This is a genomic window from Xanthobacter sediminis, from assembly GCF_043195015.1.
In the GTDB taxonomy this organism is placed as follows: domain Bacteria; phylum Pseudomonadota; class Alphaproteobacteria; order Rhizobiales; family Xanthobacteraceae; genus Xanthobacter.
On the sequence record NZ_JBAFWH010000009.1, the window covers coordinates 216515 to 232860 of the forward strand.

Annotated in this window: 28 protein-coding genes; all 28 read right to left on the reverse strand. The window is 64.4% G+C overall.

Annotated features, from left to right (window positions below):
• Positions 1–10: 10 nt before the first annotated feature.
• Complete coding sequence (locus V5F61_RS13945) at positions 11–1450, reverse strand: DegQ family serine endoprotease (protein WP_393988600.1); 1440 nt, start codon at positions 1448–1450, stop codon at positions 11–13.
• Between the two features lie 143 nt (positions 1451–1593).
• Positions 1594–2019: a 50S ribosomal protein L17 gene (gene rplQ / locus V5F61_RS13950; protein ID WP_393988601.1), complete on the reverse strand. Its 426-nt coding sequence runs from the start codon at positions 2017–2019 to the stop codon at positions 1594–1596.
• Positions 2020–2086: 67 nt separating this feature from the next.
• Entirely contained in the window at positions 2087–3109 is a 1023-nt protein-coding gene (locus V5F61_RS13955) for a DNA-directed RNA polymerase subunit alpha (protein ID WP_393988602.1), read from the reverse strand.
• Positions 3110–3245: 136 nt separating this feature from the next.
• On the reverse strand, positions 3246–3635 hold the full coding sequence (gene rpsK / locus V5F61_RS13960) for a 30S ribosomal protein S11 (RefSeq protein ID WP_393988603.1): 390 nt from the start codon (positions 3633–3635) through the stop codon (positions 3246–3248).
• A 121-nt stretch (positions 3636–3756) separates the two neighbouring features.
• Positions 3757–4125, reverse strand: a complete 369-nt coding sequence (gene rpsM, locus V5F61_RS13965) for a 30S ribosomal protein S13 (protein WP_393988604.1) — start codon at positions 4123–4125, stop codon at positions 3757–3759.
• Positions 4126–4428: 303 nt separating this feature from the next.
• On the reverse strand, positions 4429–5016 hold the full coding sequence (locus V5F61_RS13970) for an adenylate kinase (RefSeq protein ID WP_393988605.1): 588 nt from the start codon (positions 5014–5016) through the stop codon (positions 4429–4431).
• On the reverse strand, positions 5016–6350 hold the full coding sequence (gene secY, locus V5F61_RS13975; RefSeq protein WP_393988606.1) for a preprotein translocase subunit SecY: 1335 nt from the start codon (positions 6348–6350) through the stop codon (positions 5016–5018). Before secY ends, V5F61_RS13970 begins: the two co-directional genes overlap by 1 nt.
• A 197-nt stretch (positions 6351–6547) precedes the next feature.
• Positions 6548–7033: a 50S ribosomal protein L15 gene (rplO, locus tag V5F61_RS13980; RefSeq protein WP_393988607.1), complete on the reverse strand. Its 486-nt coding sequence runs from the start codon at positions 7031–7033 to the stop codon at positions 6548–6550.
• Between the two features lie 11 nt (positions 7034–7044).
• Complete coding sequence (gene rpmD, locus V5F61_RS13985; protein WP_393988608.1) at positions 7045–7233, reverse strand: 50S ribosomal protein L30; 189 nt, start codon at positions 7231–7233, stop codon at positions 7045–7047.
• 33 nt (positions 7234–7266) lie between these two features.
• A complete protein-coding gene (gene rpsE, locus V5F61_RS13990) occupies positions 7267–7824 on the reverse strand; it encodes a 30S ribosomal protein S5 (protein WP_234050026.1) in 558 nt (185 codons plus the stop codon).
• A 15-nt stretch (positions 7825–7839) separates the two neighbouring features.
• A complete protein-coding gene (gene rplR, locus V5F61_RS13995) occupies positions 7840–8202 on the reverse strand; it encodes a 50S ribosomal protein L18 (protein ID WP_393988609.1) in 363 nt (120 codons plus the stop codon).
• Positions 8203–8214: 12 nt separating this feature from the next.
• Positions 8215–8748 (reverse strand): 50S ribosomal protein L6, encoded by a 534-nt coding sequence (rplF, locus tag V5F61_RS14000; RefSeq protein ID WP_393988610.1) that lies wholly within the window; start codon positions 8746–8748, stop codon positions 8215–8217.
• A 16-nt stretch (positions 8749–8764) separates the two neighbouring features.
• Positions 8765–9163: a 30S ribosomal protein S8 gene (rpsH, locus tag V5F61_RS14005; protein ID WP_393988611.1), complete on the reverse strand. Its 399-nt coding sequence runs from the start codon at positions 9161–9163 to the stop codon at positions 8765–8767.
• 10 nt (positions 9164–9173) lie between these two features.
• Positions 9174–9479 carry a 30S ribosomal protein S14 gene (rpsN, locus tag V5F61_RS14010; RefSeq protein ID WP_393988612.1) on the reverse strand — a complete coding sequence of 102 codons (306 nt, stop codon included), beginning with the start codon at positions 9477–9479 and terminating at the stop codon, positions 9174–9176.
• Positions 9480–9619: 140 nt separating this feature from the next.
• Complete coding sequence (gene rplE, locus V5F61_RS14015) at positions 9620–10174, reverse strand: 50S ribosomal protein L5 (RefSeq protein WP_393988613.1); 555 nt, start codon at positions 10172–10174, stop codon at positions 9620–9622.
• A complete protein-coding gene (rplX, locus tag V5F61_RS14020) occupies positions 10167–10484 on the reverse strand; it encodes a 50S ribosomal protein L24 (protein ID WP_393988614.1) in 318 nt (105 codons plus the stop codon). Before rplX ends, rplE begins: the two co-directional genes overlap by 8 nt.
• Positions 10484–10852, reverse strand: coding sequence for a 50S ribosomal protein L14 (gene rplN / locus V5F61_RS14025; RefSeq protein ID WP_138398138.1), 369 nt, complete (start codon positions 10850–10852; stop codon positions 10484–10486). The genes rplX and rplN overlap by 1 nt, the downstream gene beginning before the upstream one ends.
• A gap of 196 nt (positions 10853–11048) precedes the next feature.
• Complete coding sequence (rpsQ, locus tag V5F61_RS14030; protein WP_234050018.1) at positions 11049–11297, reverse strand: 30S ribosomal protein S17; 249 nt, start codon at positions 11295–11297, stop codon at positions 11049–11051.
• A gap of 7 nt (positions 11298–11304) precedes the next feature.
• Positions 11305–11514, reverse strand: coding sequence for a 50S ribosomal protein L29 (gene rpmC / locus V5F61_RS14035; RefSeq protein WP_393988615.1), 210 nt, complete (start codon positions 11512–11514; stop codon positions 11305–11307).
• 10 nt (positions 11515–11524) lie between these two features.
• Entirely contained in the window at positions 11525–11938 is a 414-nt protein-coding gene (gene rplP, locus V5F61_RS14040; RefSeq protein ID WP_393988616.1) for a 50S ribosomal protein L16, read from the reverse strand.
• 28 nt (positions 11939–11966) lie between these two features.
• Positions 11967–12725 (reverse strand): 30S ribosomal protein S3, encoded by a 759-nt coding sequence (gene rpsC, locus V5F61_RS14045; protein WP_393988617.1) that lies wholly within the window; start codon positions 12723–12725, stop codon positions 11967–11969.
• Positions 12725–13105, reverse strand: coding sequence for a 50S ribosomal protein L22 (rplV, locus tag V5F61_RS14050; protein WP_234050014.1), 381 nt, complete (start codon positions 13103–13105; stop codon positions 12725–12727). Before rplV ends, rpsC begins: the two co-directional genes overlap by 1 nt.
• Positions 13106–13111: 6 nt before the next feature.
• Positions 13112–13390, reverse strand: coding sequence for a 30S ribosomal protein S19 (gene rpsS / locus V5F61_RS14055; protein ID WP_393988618.1), 279 nt, complete (start codon positions 13388–13390; stop codon positions 13112–13114).
• Positions 13391–13401: 11 nt separating this feature from the next.
• The gene (gene rplB / locus V5F61_RS14060; protein WP_393988619.1) at positions 13402–14235 is read right to left on the reverse strand and encodes a 50S ribosomal protein L2; all 834 of its coding nucleotides are present in this window, start codon (positions 14233–14235) and stop codon (positions 13402–13404) included.
• A 27-nt stretch (positions 14236–14262) separates the two neighbouring features.
• A complete protein-coding gene (locus V5F61_RS14065) occupies positions 14263–14571 on the reverse strand; it encodes a 50S ribosomal protein L23 (RefSeq protein ID WP_393988620.1) in 309 nt (102 codons plus the stop codon).
• Entirely contained in the window at positions 14568–15188 is a 621-nt protein-coding gene (gene rplD, locus V5F61_RS14070) for a 50S ribosomal protein L4 (RefSeq protein WP_393988621.1), read from the reverse strand. Before rplD ends, V5F61_RS14065 begins: the two co-directional genes overlap by 4 nt.
• Complete coding sequence (rplC, locus tag V5F61_RS14075) at positions 15188–15916, reverse strand: 50S ribosomal protein L3 (RefSeq protein ID WP_393988622.1); 729 nt, start codon at positions 15914–15916, stop codon at positions 15188–15190. The genes rplD and rplC overlap by 1 nt, the downstream gene beginning before the upstream one ends.
• 23 nt (positions 15917–15939) lie before the next feature.
• Positions 15940–16248, reverse strand: a complete 309-nt coding sequence (gene rpsJ, locus V5F61_RS14080; protein ID WP_012113701.1) for a 30S ribosomal protein S10 — start codon at positions 16246–16248, stop codon at positions 15940–15942.
• Between the last annotated feature and the right edge of the window lie 98 nt (positions 16249–16346).

The window sequence follows — 16346 nt, forward strand, 5'->3', positions numbered from 1 at the left end:
TGCCCGCCCCCTAGCCCGGCAGCAGCGCGGAGATGGCGCGCCCGCCGCGAATGACCAGGATGCGCCAAGCCCGCATGGGCGTCTGTGTCAGCGTGTCGAGATCGCCGGTGCGGCCGATCTTCTCGCCGTTCACCTCGACGATGACATCGCCCGGCTTGAAGCCCGCGGCTGCGGCCGGCGTGCCCTCGGCGATGTCCGAGATGACGACGCCGCTCGAAGCCCCGTCCACCCGCATCTCCTCCGCCACGGCCGGCGAGAGGTTCACGACGGTGGCGCCGCCGAAGGGAGAGCGCGAGCGCAGCGCGATTTCCTCGCGCGGCGGCGTTTCCGGCGCGCTCTCCAGAACCACGACAGTGCTCTCGCTGCGCCCACCCCGATTGAGGCCGAGCGCGGCCTTGCCGCCGATGGGACGGGTCGCGAGCCGGTAGTTGAGCGACTCGGGATCCTCGATCCCCTGCCCTTCCACGGCCACGACGAGATCTCCCACCTTCAGCCCCGCCTTTTCCGCCGGGCTGCCCGGCGCCACCTCGCGCACCAGCGCGCCGGCGGGGCGCGCGAGGCCCAGGCCCTCCGCGATTTCCGGCGTCACGCGCTGCAGCTTTGCGCCGAGCCAGGGCCGACGCACCGCCTTGCCGCCGGACTTCGCCTGATCCAGCACCACTCGCACCATGTTCACGGGAATAGCGAAGCCGATGCCGATGGACCCGCCCGAGCGCGAATAAATCGCCGTGTTGATGCCCGCCAGCCTGCCGGCCATATCCACCAGCGCCCCGCCGGAATTGCCGGGATTGATGGCCGCGTCGGTCTGGATGAAGAACTGGTAGTCGGAGACGCCCACCTGCGTGCGCGCCACGGCCGAGACGATACCCTGCGTCACCGTCTGGCCCACGCCGAAGGGATCGCCGATGGCGAGCACGAGATCGCCGACCGCCAGCTCATCGGAATTGCCCAGCTCCAGCGAGGCGAAGGTCTCCTTCCCCTCCGGCTTGATGCGCAGGATGGCGAGATCGGTCCGCTGGTCGCGCAGCAGCACCTGCGCCTCGTATTCGCGCTTGTCGTTGAGCGCGACACGGATCTCGTCCGCGCCCTCGATCACATGGTAATTTGTGACGACGAGGCCCGAGGGATCGACGATGACGCCAGATCCAAGCGAACGCTGCATCCGCTCCGGCGCCCCCAGCCCCGGCGCCCCGCCCGGACTGCCGAAAAAGCGCCGGAAGAAGGGATCCTCAAAGAAGGGGTTCATGCGCTGCTGCGCGGTCTTCAGGGCATAGACGTTCACGACGGCCGGCGCCGTGCGCGCCACCACGGGCGCGAACGAAAGCTTCACCTCGCCCTGTGACGCCGGAACCCGCGCCGCAGGCGCCTGAGCCGCAGCCGATCCTCCGGGGAAAGACGTCGCGGCCAGAAGGCCGGCCGCCACGGCAAGGCGCGAAAGACGTTTCAGCATCCGGTCATCCTCACGCAAACCACCGGCACGACGCTGCGTTGCCCCATGGACCTCTCGCAGATTCGCCGACAAGCGACAGCTCTGAACACAAAAAAGGGCGGCCCAAGGACCGCCCTTCTTCAATTCGTCGCGCGCGAGAAGGCTCACGCCGCCTCGGCTTCCCCGGCAACCGCCTCGGCGCGGGCGCGATCAGCGGCGCCCTTGGCGTTCTCGTCGCGCTCCACGAACTCAATCACCGCAACCGCAGTGTTGTCGCCATAGCGGAAGCCGGCCTTGATGATGCGGGTGTAGCCACCCGGCCGCCCGGCATAGCGCGGGGCAAGCACGTCGAAGAGCTTCTTGACGACCGACTGGTCGCGCAGCTCCGCGATCGCCTGACGACGCGCGTGCAGGTCGCCACGACGGGCCAGCGTCACCAGCTTCTCGACCACGGGACGCAGGTCCTTGGCCTTCGGCAGGGTGGTGACGATCTGCTCATGGGTGATGAGCGCGCCCGCGAGATTGGAGAACATCGCCTTGCGATGCTCGGCAGTGCGGTTGAATTTGCGATGTACCTTGCCGTGACGCATGACGGCGAACTCCTGGAAGATGACGGCGGCGAGCCGAAAGGTTGCGCGGCTCGAGCCGCTTATGGGTTCAGTAGTGTTCCTCGAAGCGCTTGGCCAGCTCTTCGATGTTCTCGGGCGGCCAGCCGGGCACTTCCATGCCGAGATGCAGGCCGAGGGAAGCGAGCACTTCCTTGATCTCGTTGAGCGACTTCCGGCCGAAATTCGGCGTGCGGAGCATCTCCGTCTCGCTCTTCTGGATCAGGTCGCCGATGTAGACGATGTTGTCGTTCTTCAGGCAGTTCGCCGAACGGACGGAAAGCTCGAGCTCGTCCACCTTCTTCAGCAGGGCCGGAGAGAACGGCAGCGTCTGGATCGCGGTCGCCTCGCTCTCACGCTTGGGCTCCTCGAAGTTGACGAAGATCTCCAGCTGGTCCTGCAGGATGCGGGCCGAATAGGCCAGAGCATCTTCAGGCGAGATCGAGCCGTTGGTCTCGATCTGCATCGTCAGCTTGTCGTAGTCGAGAATCTGGCCCTCGCGGGTGTTCTCGACCTTGTAGGAGACCTTGCGCACCGGAGAGTAAAGGCTGTCGATCGGGATGAGCCCGATCGGGGCATCCTCCGGGCGGTTGCGATCCGCCGCGACATAGCCCTTGCCCGTATCCACCGTGAACTCGACCCGCAGCTCCGCGCCCTCGTCGAGGGTGCAGATCGCAAGGTTCGGGTTCAGCACCTGCACATCGCCAACCGTCTGGATATCGCCGGCATAGAGCACGCCGGGACCCGTCTTCTTCGCCACCATGCGCTTCGGGCCATCGCCCTGCATCTTGATGGCGACATCCTTCACATTGAGGATGATGTCCGTCACATCCTCGCGCACGCCGGGAATGGACGAAAACTCGTGCAGTACCCCGTCGATGTGGATGGACGTCACCGCCGCGCCCTGGAGCGACGACAGCAGGATACGTCGCAGCGCGTTGCCCAGCGTCATGCCGAAGCCACGCTCCAGCGGCTCCGCCACCACGGTCGCAAAGCGCTTGGGATCGCTGCCGGCGTTCACCTGCAGCTTCTCGGGCTTGATCAGCTCTTGCCAGTTCTTCTGAATCACTTGCATCACCTTGCTTTCTCGCCGGGCTGACACGGCTGCCGGGGCTTTGAAGACCTCATCCGGAGGTGCAGACCCGTCCCGATCGGGGAGGAGAAACCGGGCAAACAACCCGCAGGCCAAAACCTACGGGACCAAGAGCGGATCAGACGCGGCGACGCTTGCGCGGACGGCAGCCGTTGTGCGGAATGGGCGTCACGTCACGGATGGAGGTGACGAGGAAGCCCGCCGCCTGCAGCGCGCGCAGAGCCGACTCACGTCCCGAACCGGGACCGGAGACCTCGACCTCGAGCGTGCGCATGCCATGCTCAGCAGCCTTGCGGGCGGCGTCCTCGGCAGCCATCTGCGCCGCATAAGGGGTGGACTTGCGCGACCCCTTGAAGCCCATGGCGCCGGCGGACGACCACGAGATCGTGTTGCCCTGCGCGTCGGTGATGGTGATCATCGTGTTGTTGAACGACGCGTTCACATGGGCAACGCCCGACGCGATGTTCTTGCGCTCGCGACGGCGAACGCGGGTAGCTTCCTTGGCCATACTCTTCTTGATCCTTCAAACGCGCCCGTAGCACCAGGCGCTCGGGAGAACCCCCTTCGGGGCCCGGATAATACCGAAAGGCCGGCACAGCCGGCCTCTCTTCACCCAGCCTTGCGGCCGATCACTTCTTCTTGCCGGCGATGGGCTTGGCCGGCCCCTTGCGCGTGCGGGCATTAGTGTGCGTGCGCTGCCCGCGCACCGGCAGGCCGCGACGATGACGCAGGCCCCGGTAGCAGCCGAGGTCCATCAGCCGCTTGATGTTCATGGCGACTTCCCGGCGCAGATCGCCTTCCACGATATAGTCGCGGTCGATGGCCTCGCGGATCTGCAGCACTTCCTGGTCTGTGAGCTGGTTCACGCGGCGCTCGGCCGGAATGCCAACCTTCTCCACGATCTCCTCGGCCTTCTTGGGGCCGATGCCATGGATATACTGGAGCGCGATCACCACGCGCTTGTTGGTCGGGATATTGACGCCTGCAATACGAGCCACTGCTCTCTCCATGTACCGCCGGCGACTGCCGCGCCGACGAAGGGACAAACTCCGCGTCCGGTGGAGGCCGGCCCGTGCGGAGACGAATACGCTGCGAATGCGACAAAGGCACCATGCCGCCCGGCCTTTCCGGCCGGAGCGAATGGCACCAACTTCCGAAGCGAGAGAGTGCGCATAACTGGGATTAACGAAAGAGTCAATTCGTTCTCGACTTCTCCCGCTGCCCCGAAGCGCCCTGGTAACAAAAACACCCCCGCTTGCAGCGGGGGTGCCGGAACCTGTTCACGCTGACACTATCAGCGTTCAAGCTGCCTGATGCAGCACGCCGTGGATGGCTTCTGTCACCGAATCGATGGGCATCATGCCATCGATCTGCTTGAGCTGGCTGCGCGCCATATAATAGGGAGCCACCACCGCCGTGTCCCGGTTATATGCTTCGAGGCGGCTCTTGAAGACCTCGGGATCATCATCCTTACGCACCGGCTCGCCCTTAGCGCTCGCCTCGGCGGCCCGGTTCACAATGCGATCCACCAGCTTTCCCTGGTCCACCACCAGTTCGATCACCGCGTCCAGCTTGATGCCCTTCTCCGCCAGCATGCGGTCGAGCGCCTCGGCCTGCGCGACGGTGCGCGGAAAGCCATCCAGGATGAAGCCGTTCTTCGCGTCCGGCAGCGCAAGGCGATCTGAGATGATGCCGATCACGATCTCGTCGGATACGAGGCCACCGGCCTCCATCACTTCTTTCGCTTTCAGGCCGATCGGCGTCCCCGCAGCGACGGCCGCGCGCAGCATGTCGCCCGTCGAGAGCTGCACGATCCCATGCCGCTCCACCAGTCGTTGCGCCTGGGTTCCCTTTCCCGCACCGGGCGGGCCGAGCAGAACGAGCCTCATCACTTCCTCCTCCCCCCACGCAGCTTCGCCTTCTTGACCAGTCCTTCGTACTGATGGGCGAGCAGGTGGCCTTGAATCTGAGACACAGTGTCCATCGTCACGCTGACCACGATCAAGAGCGACGTTCCGCCGAAATAGAACGGAACGGCCGCGTAGGAAATCAGCAGTTCGGGGAAGAGGCAAACCGCGGCGATGTAGGCGGCACCCACCACGGTAATGCGCGTCAGCACGTAATCAATGTACTCGGCGGTGCGCTCGCCCGGCCGGATGCCGGGAATGAAGCCACCATGCTTCTTCAGATTGTCCGCTGTCTCCACCGGATTAAACACAATCGCGGTGTAGAAAAAGCAGAAGAACACGATCAACGCGACATAAAGCGCCATGTAAAGCGGACGCCCATGGCCGAGGAAGGTCGTGATGGTCTGCAGCCATTCCGGCCCCTGGCCCTGCGTGAAGCTGGCGATGGTGGTGGGGATCAGCAGCAGCGAGGACGCAAAGATCGGCGGAATGACGCCGGAGGTGTTCAGCTTAAGCGGCAGGTGCGAGGACTGCCCCTCATAAATGCGGTTACCCACCTGACGCTTGGGATACTGAATCAGCAGCCGCCGCTGCGCGCGCTCCATGAAGACGATGAACGCGATGACGACCACAGCCATGACCAGCACGGCCAGAATCGCAAGCGTGGAGATCGCGCCCTCGCGGCCGAGCTCAAGCGTGCGGACGAAGGCGCCCGGCAGCTCCGCAACGATACCGCCAAAAATGATGAGCGAAGTGCCGTTGCCGATGCCGCGCGAGGTGATCTGCTCGCCCAGCCACATCAGGAACATCGTGCCGCCGGTCAGCGTGATGACCGTCGAGATCCGGAAGAACCAGCCGGGATCCGCAACCACAGTGCCCGACCCCTCCAGGCCGACGGCAATGCCGTAAGCCTGAAACAGCGCCAGCACGACGGTAAGATAGCGCGTGTACTGGTTGAGCTGCTTGCGGCCCGCCTCGCCTTCCTTCTTCAGCGTCTCAAGCGTGGGAGACACGCTTGTGAGAAGCTGGATGATGATGGAGGCCGAAATGTACGGCATGATGTTCAGGGCGAAGATAGCCATGCGCTCCACGGCGCCGCCCGAGAACATGTTGAAAAGGCCGATGATCCCCTGATTCGCGGTCTTGAAAACGTCCGCTAGCGCATCGGGATTGATTCCCGGCATCGGGATATAGGTACCGAGCCGGTACACGATAAGCGCGCCAAGGGTGAACCAAATGCGCTTCTTCAGCTCCTCGGCCTTGCCGAGAGCGCCGAAATTGAGGTTCGCCGCGAGTTGTTCCGCCGCCGAGACCATGCCTTGCTCCGCTGGACGCCACCCCTAGTGGGGCAGCCCTGATATATGGGCGGGATTTGCGGTGCCAAGGCGGCGCCGGCGCAACGCCCTAAAAAGCACATACCCGGCGCGAAGCCGGGCTGCCAAGGACGAAAGGCTGCACGAGATGCCGCGCCGCGCACCAAAACGGCCGGGCTATGCGCCCGGCCGTATTTTTTTCAGACCGCTTCGGCCGCTACAGTCGGCGGCGCTAGCACGATCACTTTGCCACCGGCAGCTTCGACCGCCGACACCACGGAAGCCGTAGCGTAGGCGACCTCCAGCGTCACCGCGGACTTCAGTTCGCCACCGCCCAGCACGCGGACACCGTCCTTCGGACGACGCAGCACACCGGCCGCAACCAGCACGGAGACAGTGATCGGCTCCGCCGCGTTGATCTTGCCGGCGTCGATCTCAACCTGAATGCGGCCGATTGCCACTTCATTGTAGTCGAGGCGGAAGATGTTATGGAAGCCACGCTTCGGCAGACGCCGATGCAGCGGCATCTGACCACCCTCAAACCCCTTCACGGCAACGCCGGTGCGGGACTTCTGGCCCTTCACGCCGCGACCGCCGGTCTTGCCCTTGCCGGAGCCAATGCCGCGACCAACGCGGATGCGGCTCTTCCGGGCGCCCGGGTTGTCCCGGATCTCATCGAGCTTCATGGTTCAGCTCCTCACTCCCCCTCGACCACACGGACGAGGTGGGCGACCTTCGCGATCATGCCGCGAACGGCCGGCGTATCCTGGAGAGTGGAGCGACGGTGCAGCTTGTTCAGCCCAAGACCCTTGAGGGTCGCTTCCTGGCTGAACGGGCGGCGGATCGGCGAACCGACCTGCTCCACGGTGATGGTTTTCTCGCTCATAGTGGCGCGCTCCTAATCGTGGGTTCGCGCCGCTCAGTCGGTCGCTTCCGCGTCTTCGACGCGGCGGCGAGACTGAAGCTGCGACACCTTGAGACCGCGACGGGCAGCGACCGAGCGCGGGCTGTCCTGGTTCTTGAGCGCATCGAACGTGGCGCGGACCATGTTGTACGGGTTGGAAGACCCGAAGGACTTCGCAACCACGTCGTGCATGCCCAGCGTCTCGAACACGGCGCGCATCGGACCACCGGCGATGATGCCGGTACCAGCCGGGGCGGCGCGCAGCACCACCTTGCCGGCACCGTGATGCCCGGCGACGTCATGGTGCAGCGTGCGGCCTTCCCGCAGCGGCACGCGGATGAGAGCCCGCTTGGCGCTCTCTGTCGCCTTGCGGATCGCCTCCGGCACCTCGCGGGCCTTGCCGTGGCCAAAACCCACGCGGCCCTTCTGGTCACCCACAACCACCAGGGCGGCAAAGCCGAAACGACGGCCGCCCTTCACCACCTTCGCGACGCGATTGATGTGGACCAGCTTGTCCACGAACGTGTTGTCACGATCCTCGCGCTCCTGGCGCGGTTCCCGTTCACGGGCCATTTTTGCGTCCTCGCGTCAGAACTGAAGGCCGCCTTCGCGGGCGCCCTCAGCGAGCGCCTTGACGCGCCCGTGATAGATGTATGCGCCGCGATCGAACACGACCGTGGTCACGCCCTTCGCCAGCGCCCGCTCAGCCACCAGCTTGCCGATGGTCTTGGCCGCTTCGGTGTCCGCGCCGGTCTTGAGAGCGGAGCGCAGCTCCTTCTCCAAGCTCGACGCGGCGGCGAGGGTCTCGCCCTTCGCATCGTCGATAATCTGCGCATAGATATGCTGCGAGGTGCGGTGCACCGACAGGCGAAGACGCCCGTTCGCAGCGGCGCGGATGGCGCGGCGCACCTTGGCCTTGCGGCGCGCCAGCGCCTCCAAATCCTTAGCCATGGTCCGCCTCCGTTACTTCTTCTTGCCTTCCTTACGGAAGATGAACTCACCCGCGTACTTCACACCCTTGCCCTTATAGGGCTCGGGGCCGCGGAACTCACGAATCTCCGCCGCCACCTGACCGACCTGCTGGCGATCGATGCCGGTCACCACCACCTCTGTGGGCTTCGGCGTGACGATCTGGATCCCTTCCGGGATGGCGTAGATCACGTCGTGCGAATAGCCCAGCGAAAGGTTCAGGTTCTTGCCCTGCACCGCAGCCTTGTAGCCAACGCCCGTGATCTCCAGCTTCTTCTCGAAGCCCTTGGTCACGCCCTCAACCAGGTTCGCCACCAGCGTGCGGGACATGCCCCACATCGCCCGATGCCGGCCGGTCTCGCCATTCATCGCCAGCTTGATCTCGGAACCCTCGATCTTCGCCGCGATCTCTTCCACCAGGGTCACCTGAAGCGCGCCCTTGGGGCCCTTCACCTTCACCGTCTGGCCGTCCAGCGTGGCGGTCACGCCGGCCGGAATGGCGACGGGAAGCTTGCCGATCTTCGACATTCTATCCTCCTTCGCCTCAGAACACGGTGCAGAGCACTTCGCCGCCAACATTCTTGTCGCGGGCTTCGTGGTCGGCCATCACGCCCTGGGGCGTGGAGACGACCGCAATGCCGAGACCGTTGGCGACGCGGGGCAGGTTCTTCACCGACGCATACACGCGGCGGCCGGGCTTCGACACGCGGGCGATCTCGCGGATCACCGGAGCGCCGTCGAAATACTTGAGCTCAATCTCGAACTCGCTACGGCCGTTGCCCTGATCCGTGGCGGTATACCCGCGGATGTAGCCTTCGTCGCGCAGCACGTCGAGCACGGACGCCCGCAGGCGCGAGCCGGGGGTGGAGGTCTTCTCCTTCCGGCGCATCTGCGCATTGCGGATACGGGTGATGAGATCGCCGATGGGATCATTCACAGACATGCGATCCTCCTCACCAGCTCGACTTCACGAGACCGGGGATCATGCCCTGGTTACCGAGCTCACGCAGCGAAACGCGGCTCATCTTGAGCTTGCGGTAGAACGCACGCGGACGGCCCGTCACCTCGCACCGGTTGCGGATGCGGATCTTGGCGCCGTTGCGCGGCATCTGCGCCAGCTTCAAGGTCGCCTGGAAGCGCTCCTCGATGGGCAGGGTCTTGTCATTCACGATCGCCTTCAGACGCGTGCGCTTCGCCGCCTGGCCTGCAGCCAGCTTGCGACGGCGCTCGTTCGTCTCGATCGCGCTCTTCTTCGCCATCTCTTGCTCCTGTTCTCCGCGTCTGAGAGCGCGTCGTCGCCCCCTCACGGCCGGAAAAGCATTCGAAACAGTCACTCTCTTCGCCATTTCCCGAAGGAAATGACCGAGGCGCACCGAATCGAAGCGCCCCTTCTAATCGATCACTGGCGGAAGGGGAAGTTGAAGGCCTTGAGCAGAGCCCGGGCCTCGTCATCCGTCTTCGCGCTGGTGCACACGATGATGTCCATGCCCCAGATCTGCTCGACGCGGTCGTAGTTGATCTCGGGGAACACGATGTGCTCCTTGATGCCCATAGCGTAGTTGCCACGGCCATCGAAGCTCTTGGGGTTGAGGCCCCGGAAGTCTCGCACGCGCGGCAGCGCCATGTTCACGAGGCGATCCAGGAACTCGTACATGCGCACCTTGCGAAGGGTGACCTTCGCGCCAACCGGCTGGTTCTCGCGCAGCTTGAAGTTCGAGATCGCCTTGCGGGCCCGCGTCAGAACCGGCTTCTGGCCGGCAATGAGCGAAAGATCCGCGGCGGCGGTCGTCGCCTTCTTCGTGTCGGCGGTGGCTTCGCCCACACCCATGTTGATGACGATCTTCTCGATCGTCGGAACTTCCATAGGGTTCTTATAGCTGAACTGCTCGATCAGCTTCGGGCGCACCACGGTGTCATAATGGGCGCGCAGCCGCGGAGTGTACGCGTCAGCCATCGATCTTCTCCCCGGAGCGCTTGGCCACGCGGACCTTGCTCCCGTCCTCCAGCACCTGGAAACCGACGCGGGTCGGCTTGCCGTCCTTGGGATCGGCGATGGCGACGTTCGACAGGTGGATCGGCCCCTCCTTAGAGATGATGCCGCCCTCCTGGTTCGCCGTCTGGCGCTGGTGGCGCTTGACGATGTTAATGCCCCGGACGAGCGCGCGCTCCTCCTTCGGCATCACCTGGATGACCTCGCCGGTGCGGCCCTTATCGCGGCCAGCGAGGACGACGACCTTGTCGCCCTTCTTGATCTTCGCGGCCATCACAGCACCTCCGGCGCCAGCGAGATGATCTTCATGTGGTTCTTGGAGCGGAGCTCGCGCGGAACCGGGCCGAAGATACGAGTGCCCACCGGCTCCTTGTTGTTGTTGATCAGCACGGCCGCGTTGCGGTCGAAACGGATCACGGAGCCGTCAACGCGACGGATGTCCTTGGCGGTACGCACCACCACGGCCTTCATCACGTCGCCCTTCTTCACGCGGCCACGAGGAATCGCCTCTTTGACCGACACCACGATGATGTCGCCCACGTGGGCATACTTCCGCTTCGAGCCGCCAAGCACCTTGATGCACATGACGCGACGCGCGCCGGAATTGTCCGCCACGTCGAGATTGGTCTGCATCTGGATCATGACGCACCTGTTCTCGTCATCCGGCGCCACCGGTCACCCGGCTTTGCCTAACCCTTGTTCTCCGTGCCCGCTCATCGAAACACGGGTTGCCGCAATGCGGTCTCCTCTCGCGCCTCCCAAAGGCAACGCGACGGACCCAGCATCGGGGGCTCTTCACTCACCCGGGCGAATCACCCGGGTGAGAAAGTTCTCAGTATCAGACTTCCGCCCGCTTCTCACCCTGGATCACGATCCAGTTCTTGAGCTTAGACAGCGGACGGTGCTCCTCGATCCACACCGTATCACCCACCTTCCAGGCGTTGGCCTCGTCGTGGGCGTGGTACTTCTTGGACCGGCGAACGGTCTTCTTGAGCAGCGGGTGAGTGAAGCGACGCTCCACCCGCACCACCACGGTCTTGTCGGTCTTGTCGCTCACCACGACGCCCTGGAGCACGCGCTTCGGCATCGCTTCCTCACTCCGCCTTCTGCGCCGCGCCGGCGCTCTTCTGACCCTGCACGGTCTTGATCCGCGCGATATCGCGGCGAACCTGTTTGGTCCGGGCAGTATTCTCCAGTTGACCTGTCGCCTTCTGGAAGCGCAGGTTGAACTGTTCCTTCTTCAGCTTCAGCAGCTCATCCGCGAGCTGATCGGGGCTGAGGGCCCGAACGTCCTCGGCTTTCATGAGCCTCTCCTCACTCGGCGATGCGCTGGATGAAGCGCGTCTTGATGGGCAGCTTCGCCGCCGCAAGGGTCAGCGCCTCGCGCGCGAGCTCAACGCTCACCCCATCGATCTCGAACATGATGCGGCCGGGCTTGATCTTGGCCGCCCAATATTCCGGAGCACCCTTGCCCTTACCCATACGAACTTCGGTGGGCTTGGCGGACACGGGCACATCGGGGAAAACCCGGATCCAAACCCGACCCGCGCGCTTCATGTGGCGGGTAAGGGCGCGGCGGGCCGCCTCGATCTGGCGGGCGGTGACACGCTCCGGCTCCATGGCCTTGAGGCCGAATTCGCCGAAGTTTAGTTCCGTGCCGCCCTTGGCGACGCCGTGAATGCGTCCCTTGAACTGCTTGCGGAACTTGGTGCGCTTGGGTTGCAGCATGGCTTAAACGCCTTCCTTCTCGCAGCCGTCAGGCGCGATCGCCGCGATCGCCGCGGTCGCGATCGCCACGCTCACGGTCGCCGCGCTCACGCCGCGGGGGACGCGAGGAGGGACCGGCTTCCTGCTCGGCCTGGCGCTTGTCCTGCGCCATGGGATCGTGCTCGAGGATCTCGCCCTTGAAGATCCACACCTTGACACCGCAGGTGCCGTAGGTGGTGAACGCAGTGGCTGTGCCATAGTCCACGTCCGCACGCAGAGTGTGCAGCGGAACGCGACCCTCGCGGTACCACTCGAGGCGGGCGATCTCCGCGCCGCCGAGGCGACCCGAGCAGTTGATGCGAATGCCTTCGGCGCCGAGCCGCATCGCCGACTGAACGGCGCGCTTCATCGCGCGGCGGAACGCCACACGGCGCTCCAGCTGCTGGGCAATGGACTCGGCCACCAGCCGCGCGTCGGTTTCCGGCTTGCGGATCTCGACGATGTTGATGAAGACCTCCGAGTTGGTCATCTCGGCGACCTTCTTGCGCAGCTTGTCGATGTCCGCGCCCTTCTTGCCGATGACCACGCCCGGACGAGCCGAATAAATGGTCACGCGGCATTTCTTGTGCGGACGCTCGATCACCACGCGCGACACCGCAGCCTGCTTGAGCTGCTTGAACAGCATCTCGCGGATCTTGATGTCCTCGTGGAGGAGCTTGCCGTACTCGCCCTTGCTGGCGAACCAGCGGGAGTCCCACGTGCGGTTGATGCCGAGCCGGAGCCCGACCGGATTGACCTTTTGACCCATCAGGCCCGCTCCTCGACTTCCCGCACCACGATGGTGATGTGGGAGAAGGGCTTCTCGATGCGCGAGGCGCGACCGCGCGCCCGCGGCGAGAACCGCTTCATCACCAGTCCCTTGCCCACGTGCGCCTCGGCAACGATCAGGTCGTCGACATCGAGCTCGTGGTTGTTCTCGGCGTTCGCAATCGCGCTCTCGAGGCACTTCTTCACATCGCGGGCGATCCGCTTGTGGGAGAACTCGAGATCGGCGAGCGCCGTCGCCACCTTCTTGCCGCGGATCAGGCCCGCGACCAGATTCAGCTTCTGCGGCGAGACGCGCAGGTTGCGCGCCACAGCCTTGGCTTCGTTGTCCGCGAGCGCGCGGGGCTTTGCCTGCTTACTCATGACCGATCACCGCCGCTTCGACTTCTTGTCGGCCGCGTGTCCATAGTAGGTCCGCGTAGGCGCGAACTCACCGAACTTCTGACCGATCATTTCCTCGGTAACCGTCACGGGCACATGCTTGTGCCCGTTATAGACGCCGAAGGTTAAGCCCACGAATTGGGGCAGGATGGTGGAGCGCCGGCTCCAAATCTTGATCACGTCCCTGCGACCCGAACCCTGAGCGGCTTCCGCCTTCTTGAGCAGGTAGCCGTCGACGAACGGGCCTTTCCAAACCGACCTTGTCATCTGTCAGGCCCTCACTTCTTCCGCTTGTGACGGCTGGACACGATGAACTTGTCCGTCGCCTTGTTGCTGCGGGTCTTCTTGCCCTTGGTGGGAATACCCCAGGGCGTGACCGGATGCCGGCCGCCCGAGGTACGGCCTTCGCCGCCGCCGTGCGGGTGGTCCACCGGGTTCATGACGACGCCACGATTGTGGGGACGCTGGCCCAGCCACCGGCTGCGCCCGGCCTTGCCGAGCGAGATGTTCATGTGGTCCGGGTTCGAAACCGCACCGACAGTCGCATAGCACGCGCCGTGCACGAGGCGCTGCTCGCCGGAGTTCAGGCGCAGGATCACGTAGCCTTCATCGCGGCCCACGATCTGCGCATAGCTGCCGGCCGAGCGAGCGATCTGCCCACCCTTGCCCTGCTTCAGCTCCACGTTGTGCACGATCGTGCCAACGGGAAGCGAAGAAAGCGGACCGGCATTGCCCGGCTTCACGTCCACCTGCGGGCCGGCAATCACCTGGTCGCCGACAGCGAGGCGCTGCGGAGCCAGAATGTACGCCAGCTCGCCGTCCTCATACTTGATGAGGGCAATGAAAGCCGTGCGGTTCGGATCATACTCGATCCGCTCCACCGCCGCCGGAACGCCGCGCTTGCTGCGCTTGAAGTCCACCAGGCGGTAGGTCTGCTTGTGGCCGCCGCCGCGGAAGCGGACGGTAATGCGGCCATTGTTGTTGCGTCCGCCCGAGGAGCTCTTGCCCTCGGTCAGGGTCTTCACCGGCTTGCCCTTGTAGAGGCCGGAGCGGTCCACGATCACGAGCTGGCGAAGGCTCGGCGTGACCGGCTTGAAATGCTTCAGCGCCATGGTCTTATCCCGTTCCCCTCAGCTCTCTCAGAGGCCCGTCGTGATGTCGATCTTCTGGCCCTCTTCGAGGGTCACGACCGCCTTCTTGACGTCGCTCTGGACGCCCTTGCGGCCGCGGAAGACCTTCACCTTGCCCTTGCGGACCAGGGTGTTGACGCTCTTGACCTTGACGTCGAAGAGCTTCTCGACCGCTTCCTTGATCGCCGGCTTGGTAGCGGTCTTCGCCACCTTGAAGACGACCTTGTTCTGCTCGCTCTGGTTCGTCGCCTTTTCGGTGATGACCGGCGAGACGATCACGTCGTAATGACGCGGCTCGATGTTGCGCGCGGAACTCATTTGAAGCGCGCCTCCAGCGCATCCACGGCGGCCTTCGTCAGCACCAGCGTGTCGCGACGCAGGATGTCGTAGACGTTGATGCCCTGGACCGGGAGAACGTCCACGTAGGGCAGGTTCCGGGCGGCTAGCGCCACGTTCTGCTCCACCTGGGCCCCGTCCACGATGAGCACCGACGCCCAGCCGAGCTGCGCGAAACGGTCCTTCAAGGCCTTGGTCTTGGGCTCGGCGAACGACACATTGTCGACCACCACGATCTGCTCGGCCTTCACCTTCGAAGACAAAGCATGCTTCAGCGCGAGGGCACGAACCTTCTTCGGCAGCTCGAACGCATGGGAGCGCACGACCGGCCCGAAGGCGCGGCCACCGCCACGGAACTGCGGCGCAGACGCCGCGCCGTGACGGGCGTTACCGGTGCCCTTCTGCTTGTACATCTTCTTGGACGTGCGGTTGATCTCCGAACGGCCCTTGGTGCGGTGCGTGCCCGCCTGGCGACGGGCGAGCTGCCACGTCACCATCCGGTGCAGGATGTCCGCGCGCGGCTCGAGACCGAAGATCTCATCCGACAGCGTCACAGAACCGGCGTCGGTGCCGTCGAGCGTCTTGACGGTGAGTTCCATCACGCGCCCTCCTCGTTGGTGGCCTCAGCCGCAGGAGCAGCTTCGACCGGAGCGCCTACCTTGAACGCGCCGGGCTGCGGAGCTTCCGCGGGAAGCTTTTTCTTCACGGCGTCGCGCACGGTGATCCAGCCACCAGCGTGACCGGGGACAGCGCCTTCGACCGCGATCAGGCCGCGCTCGACATCGGTCATCACGACCTTCAGATTCTGGGTGGTGACGGTGACATCACCCATGTGACCAGGCATCTTCTTGTTCTTGAAGGTCTTGCCGGGATCCTGACGGCCACCGGTAGAACCGATCGAACGATGCGAGATCGACACGCCATGCGAAGCACGCAGACCGCCGAAGTTGTGGCGCTTCATGCCGCCAGCGAAACCCTTACCGATGGTGGTACCGGTCACGTCGACGTACTGGCCAACAACAAAGTGATCGACAGTGATCTCGGCGCCGACTGGGATGAGGGCGTCTTCCGGAACCCGGAACTCCACCATCTTCCGCTTCGGCTCCACCTGAGCCACCGCGAAGTGACCGCGCTCCGCGCGGGTCACATTCTTCGGCTTGCGCCGGCCAGCACCGAGCTGCACCGCGACATAGCCATTGTTATCGAGCGTACGGTGGGCAACCACCTGGCAGCTCTCGACTTTCAGCACAGTGACCGGAACATGCTCGCCGGCATCCGTGAAGATGCGGGTCATGCCGACCTTCTGGGCGATGACGCCTGACCTCATGGTCGTGTCTCCTCGCCTCTCGTTCAAAGCTTGATTTCGACGTCAACGCCGGCGGCGAGGTCGAGCTTCATCAGCGCGTCCACCGTCTGGGGCGTCGGATCGACGATATCGAGCAACCGCTTGTGAGTACGCATCTCAAACTGCTCGCGCGACTTCTTGTCGATGTGCGGAGAGCGATTGACGGTGAACTTCTCGATCCGCGTCGGCAGCGGGATCGGGCCGCGCACCTGCGCACCCGTGCGCTTGGCCGTGGCGACGATCTCGCGCGTCGAAGCATCGAGGATGCGGTGATCGAACGCCTTCAGGCGAATTCGAATGTTCTGGCCGTTCATGGCTCAAAGGCTCCGGGAATGAAGGGCACGCGCACCTGACGCAAAACGCCGCGCGGCGTGCCCCCGTTTCTTTTCTTTTGAATCACTCGATGATGGAG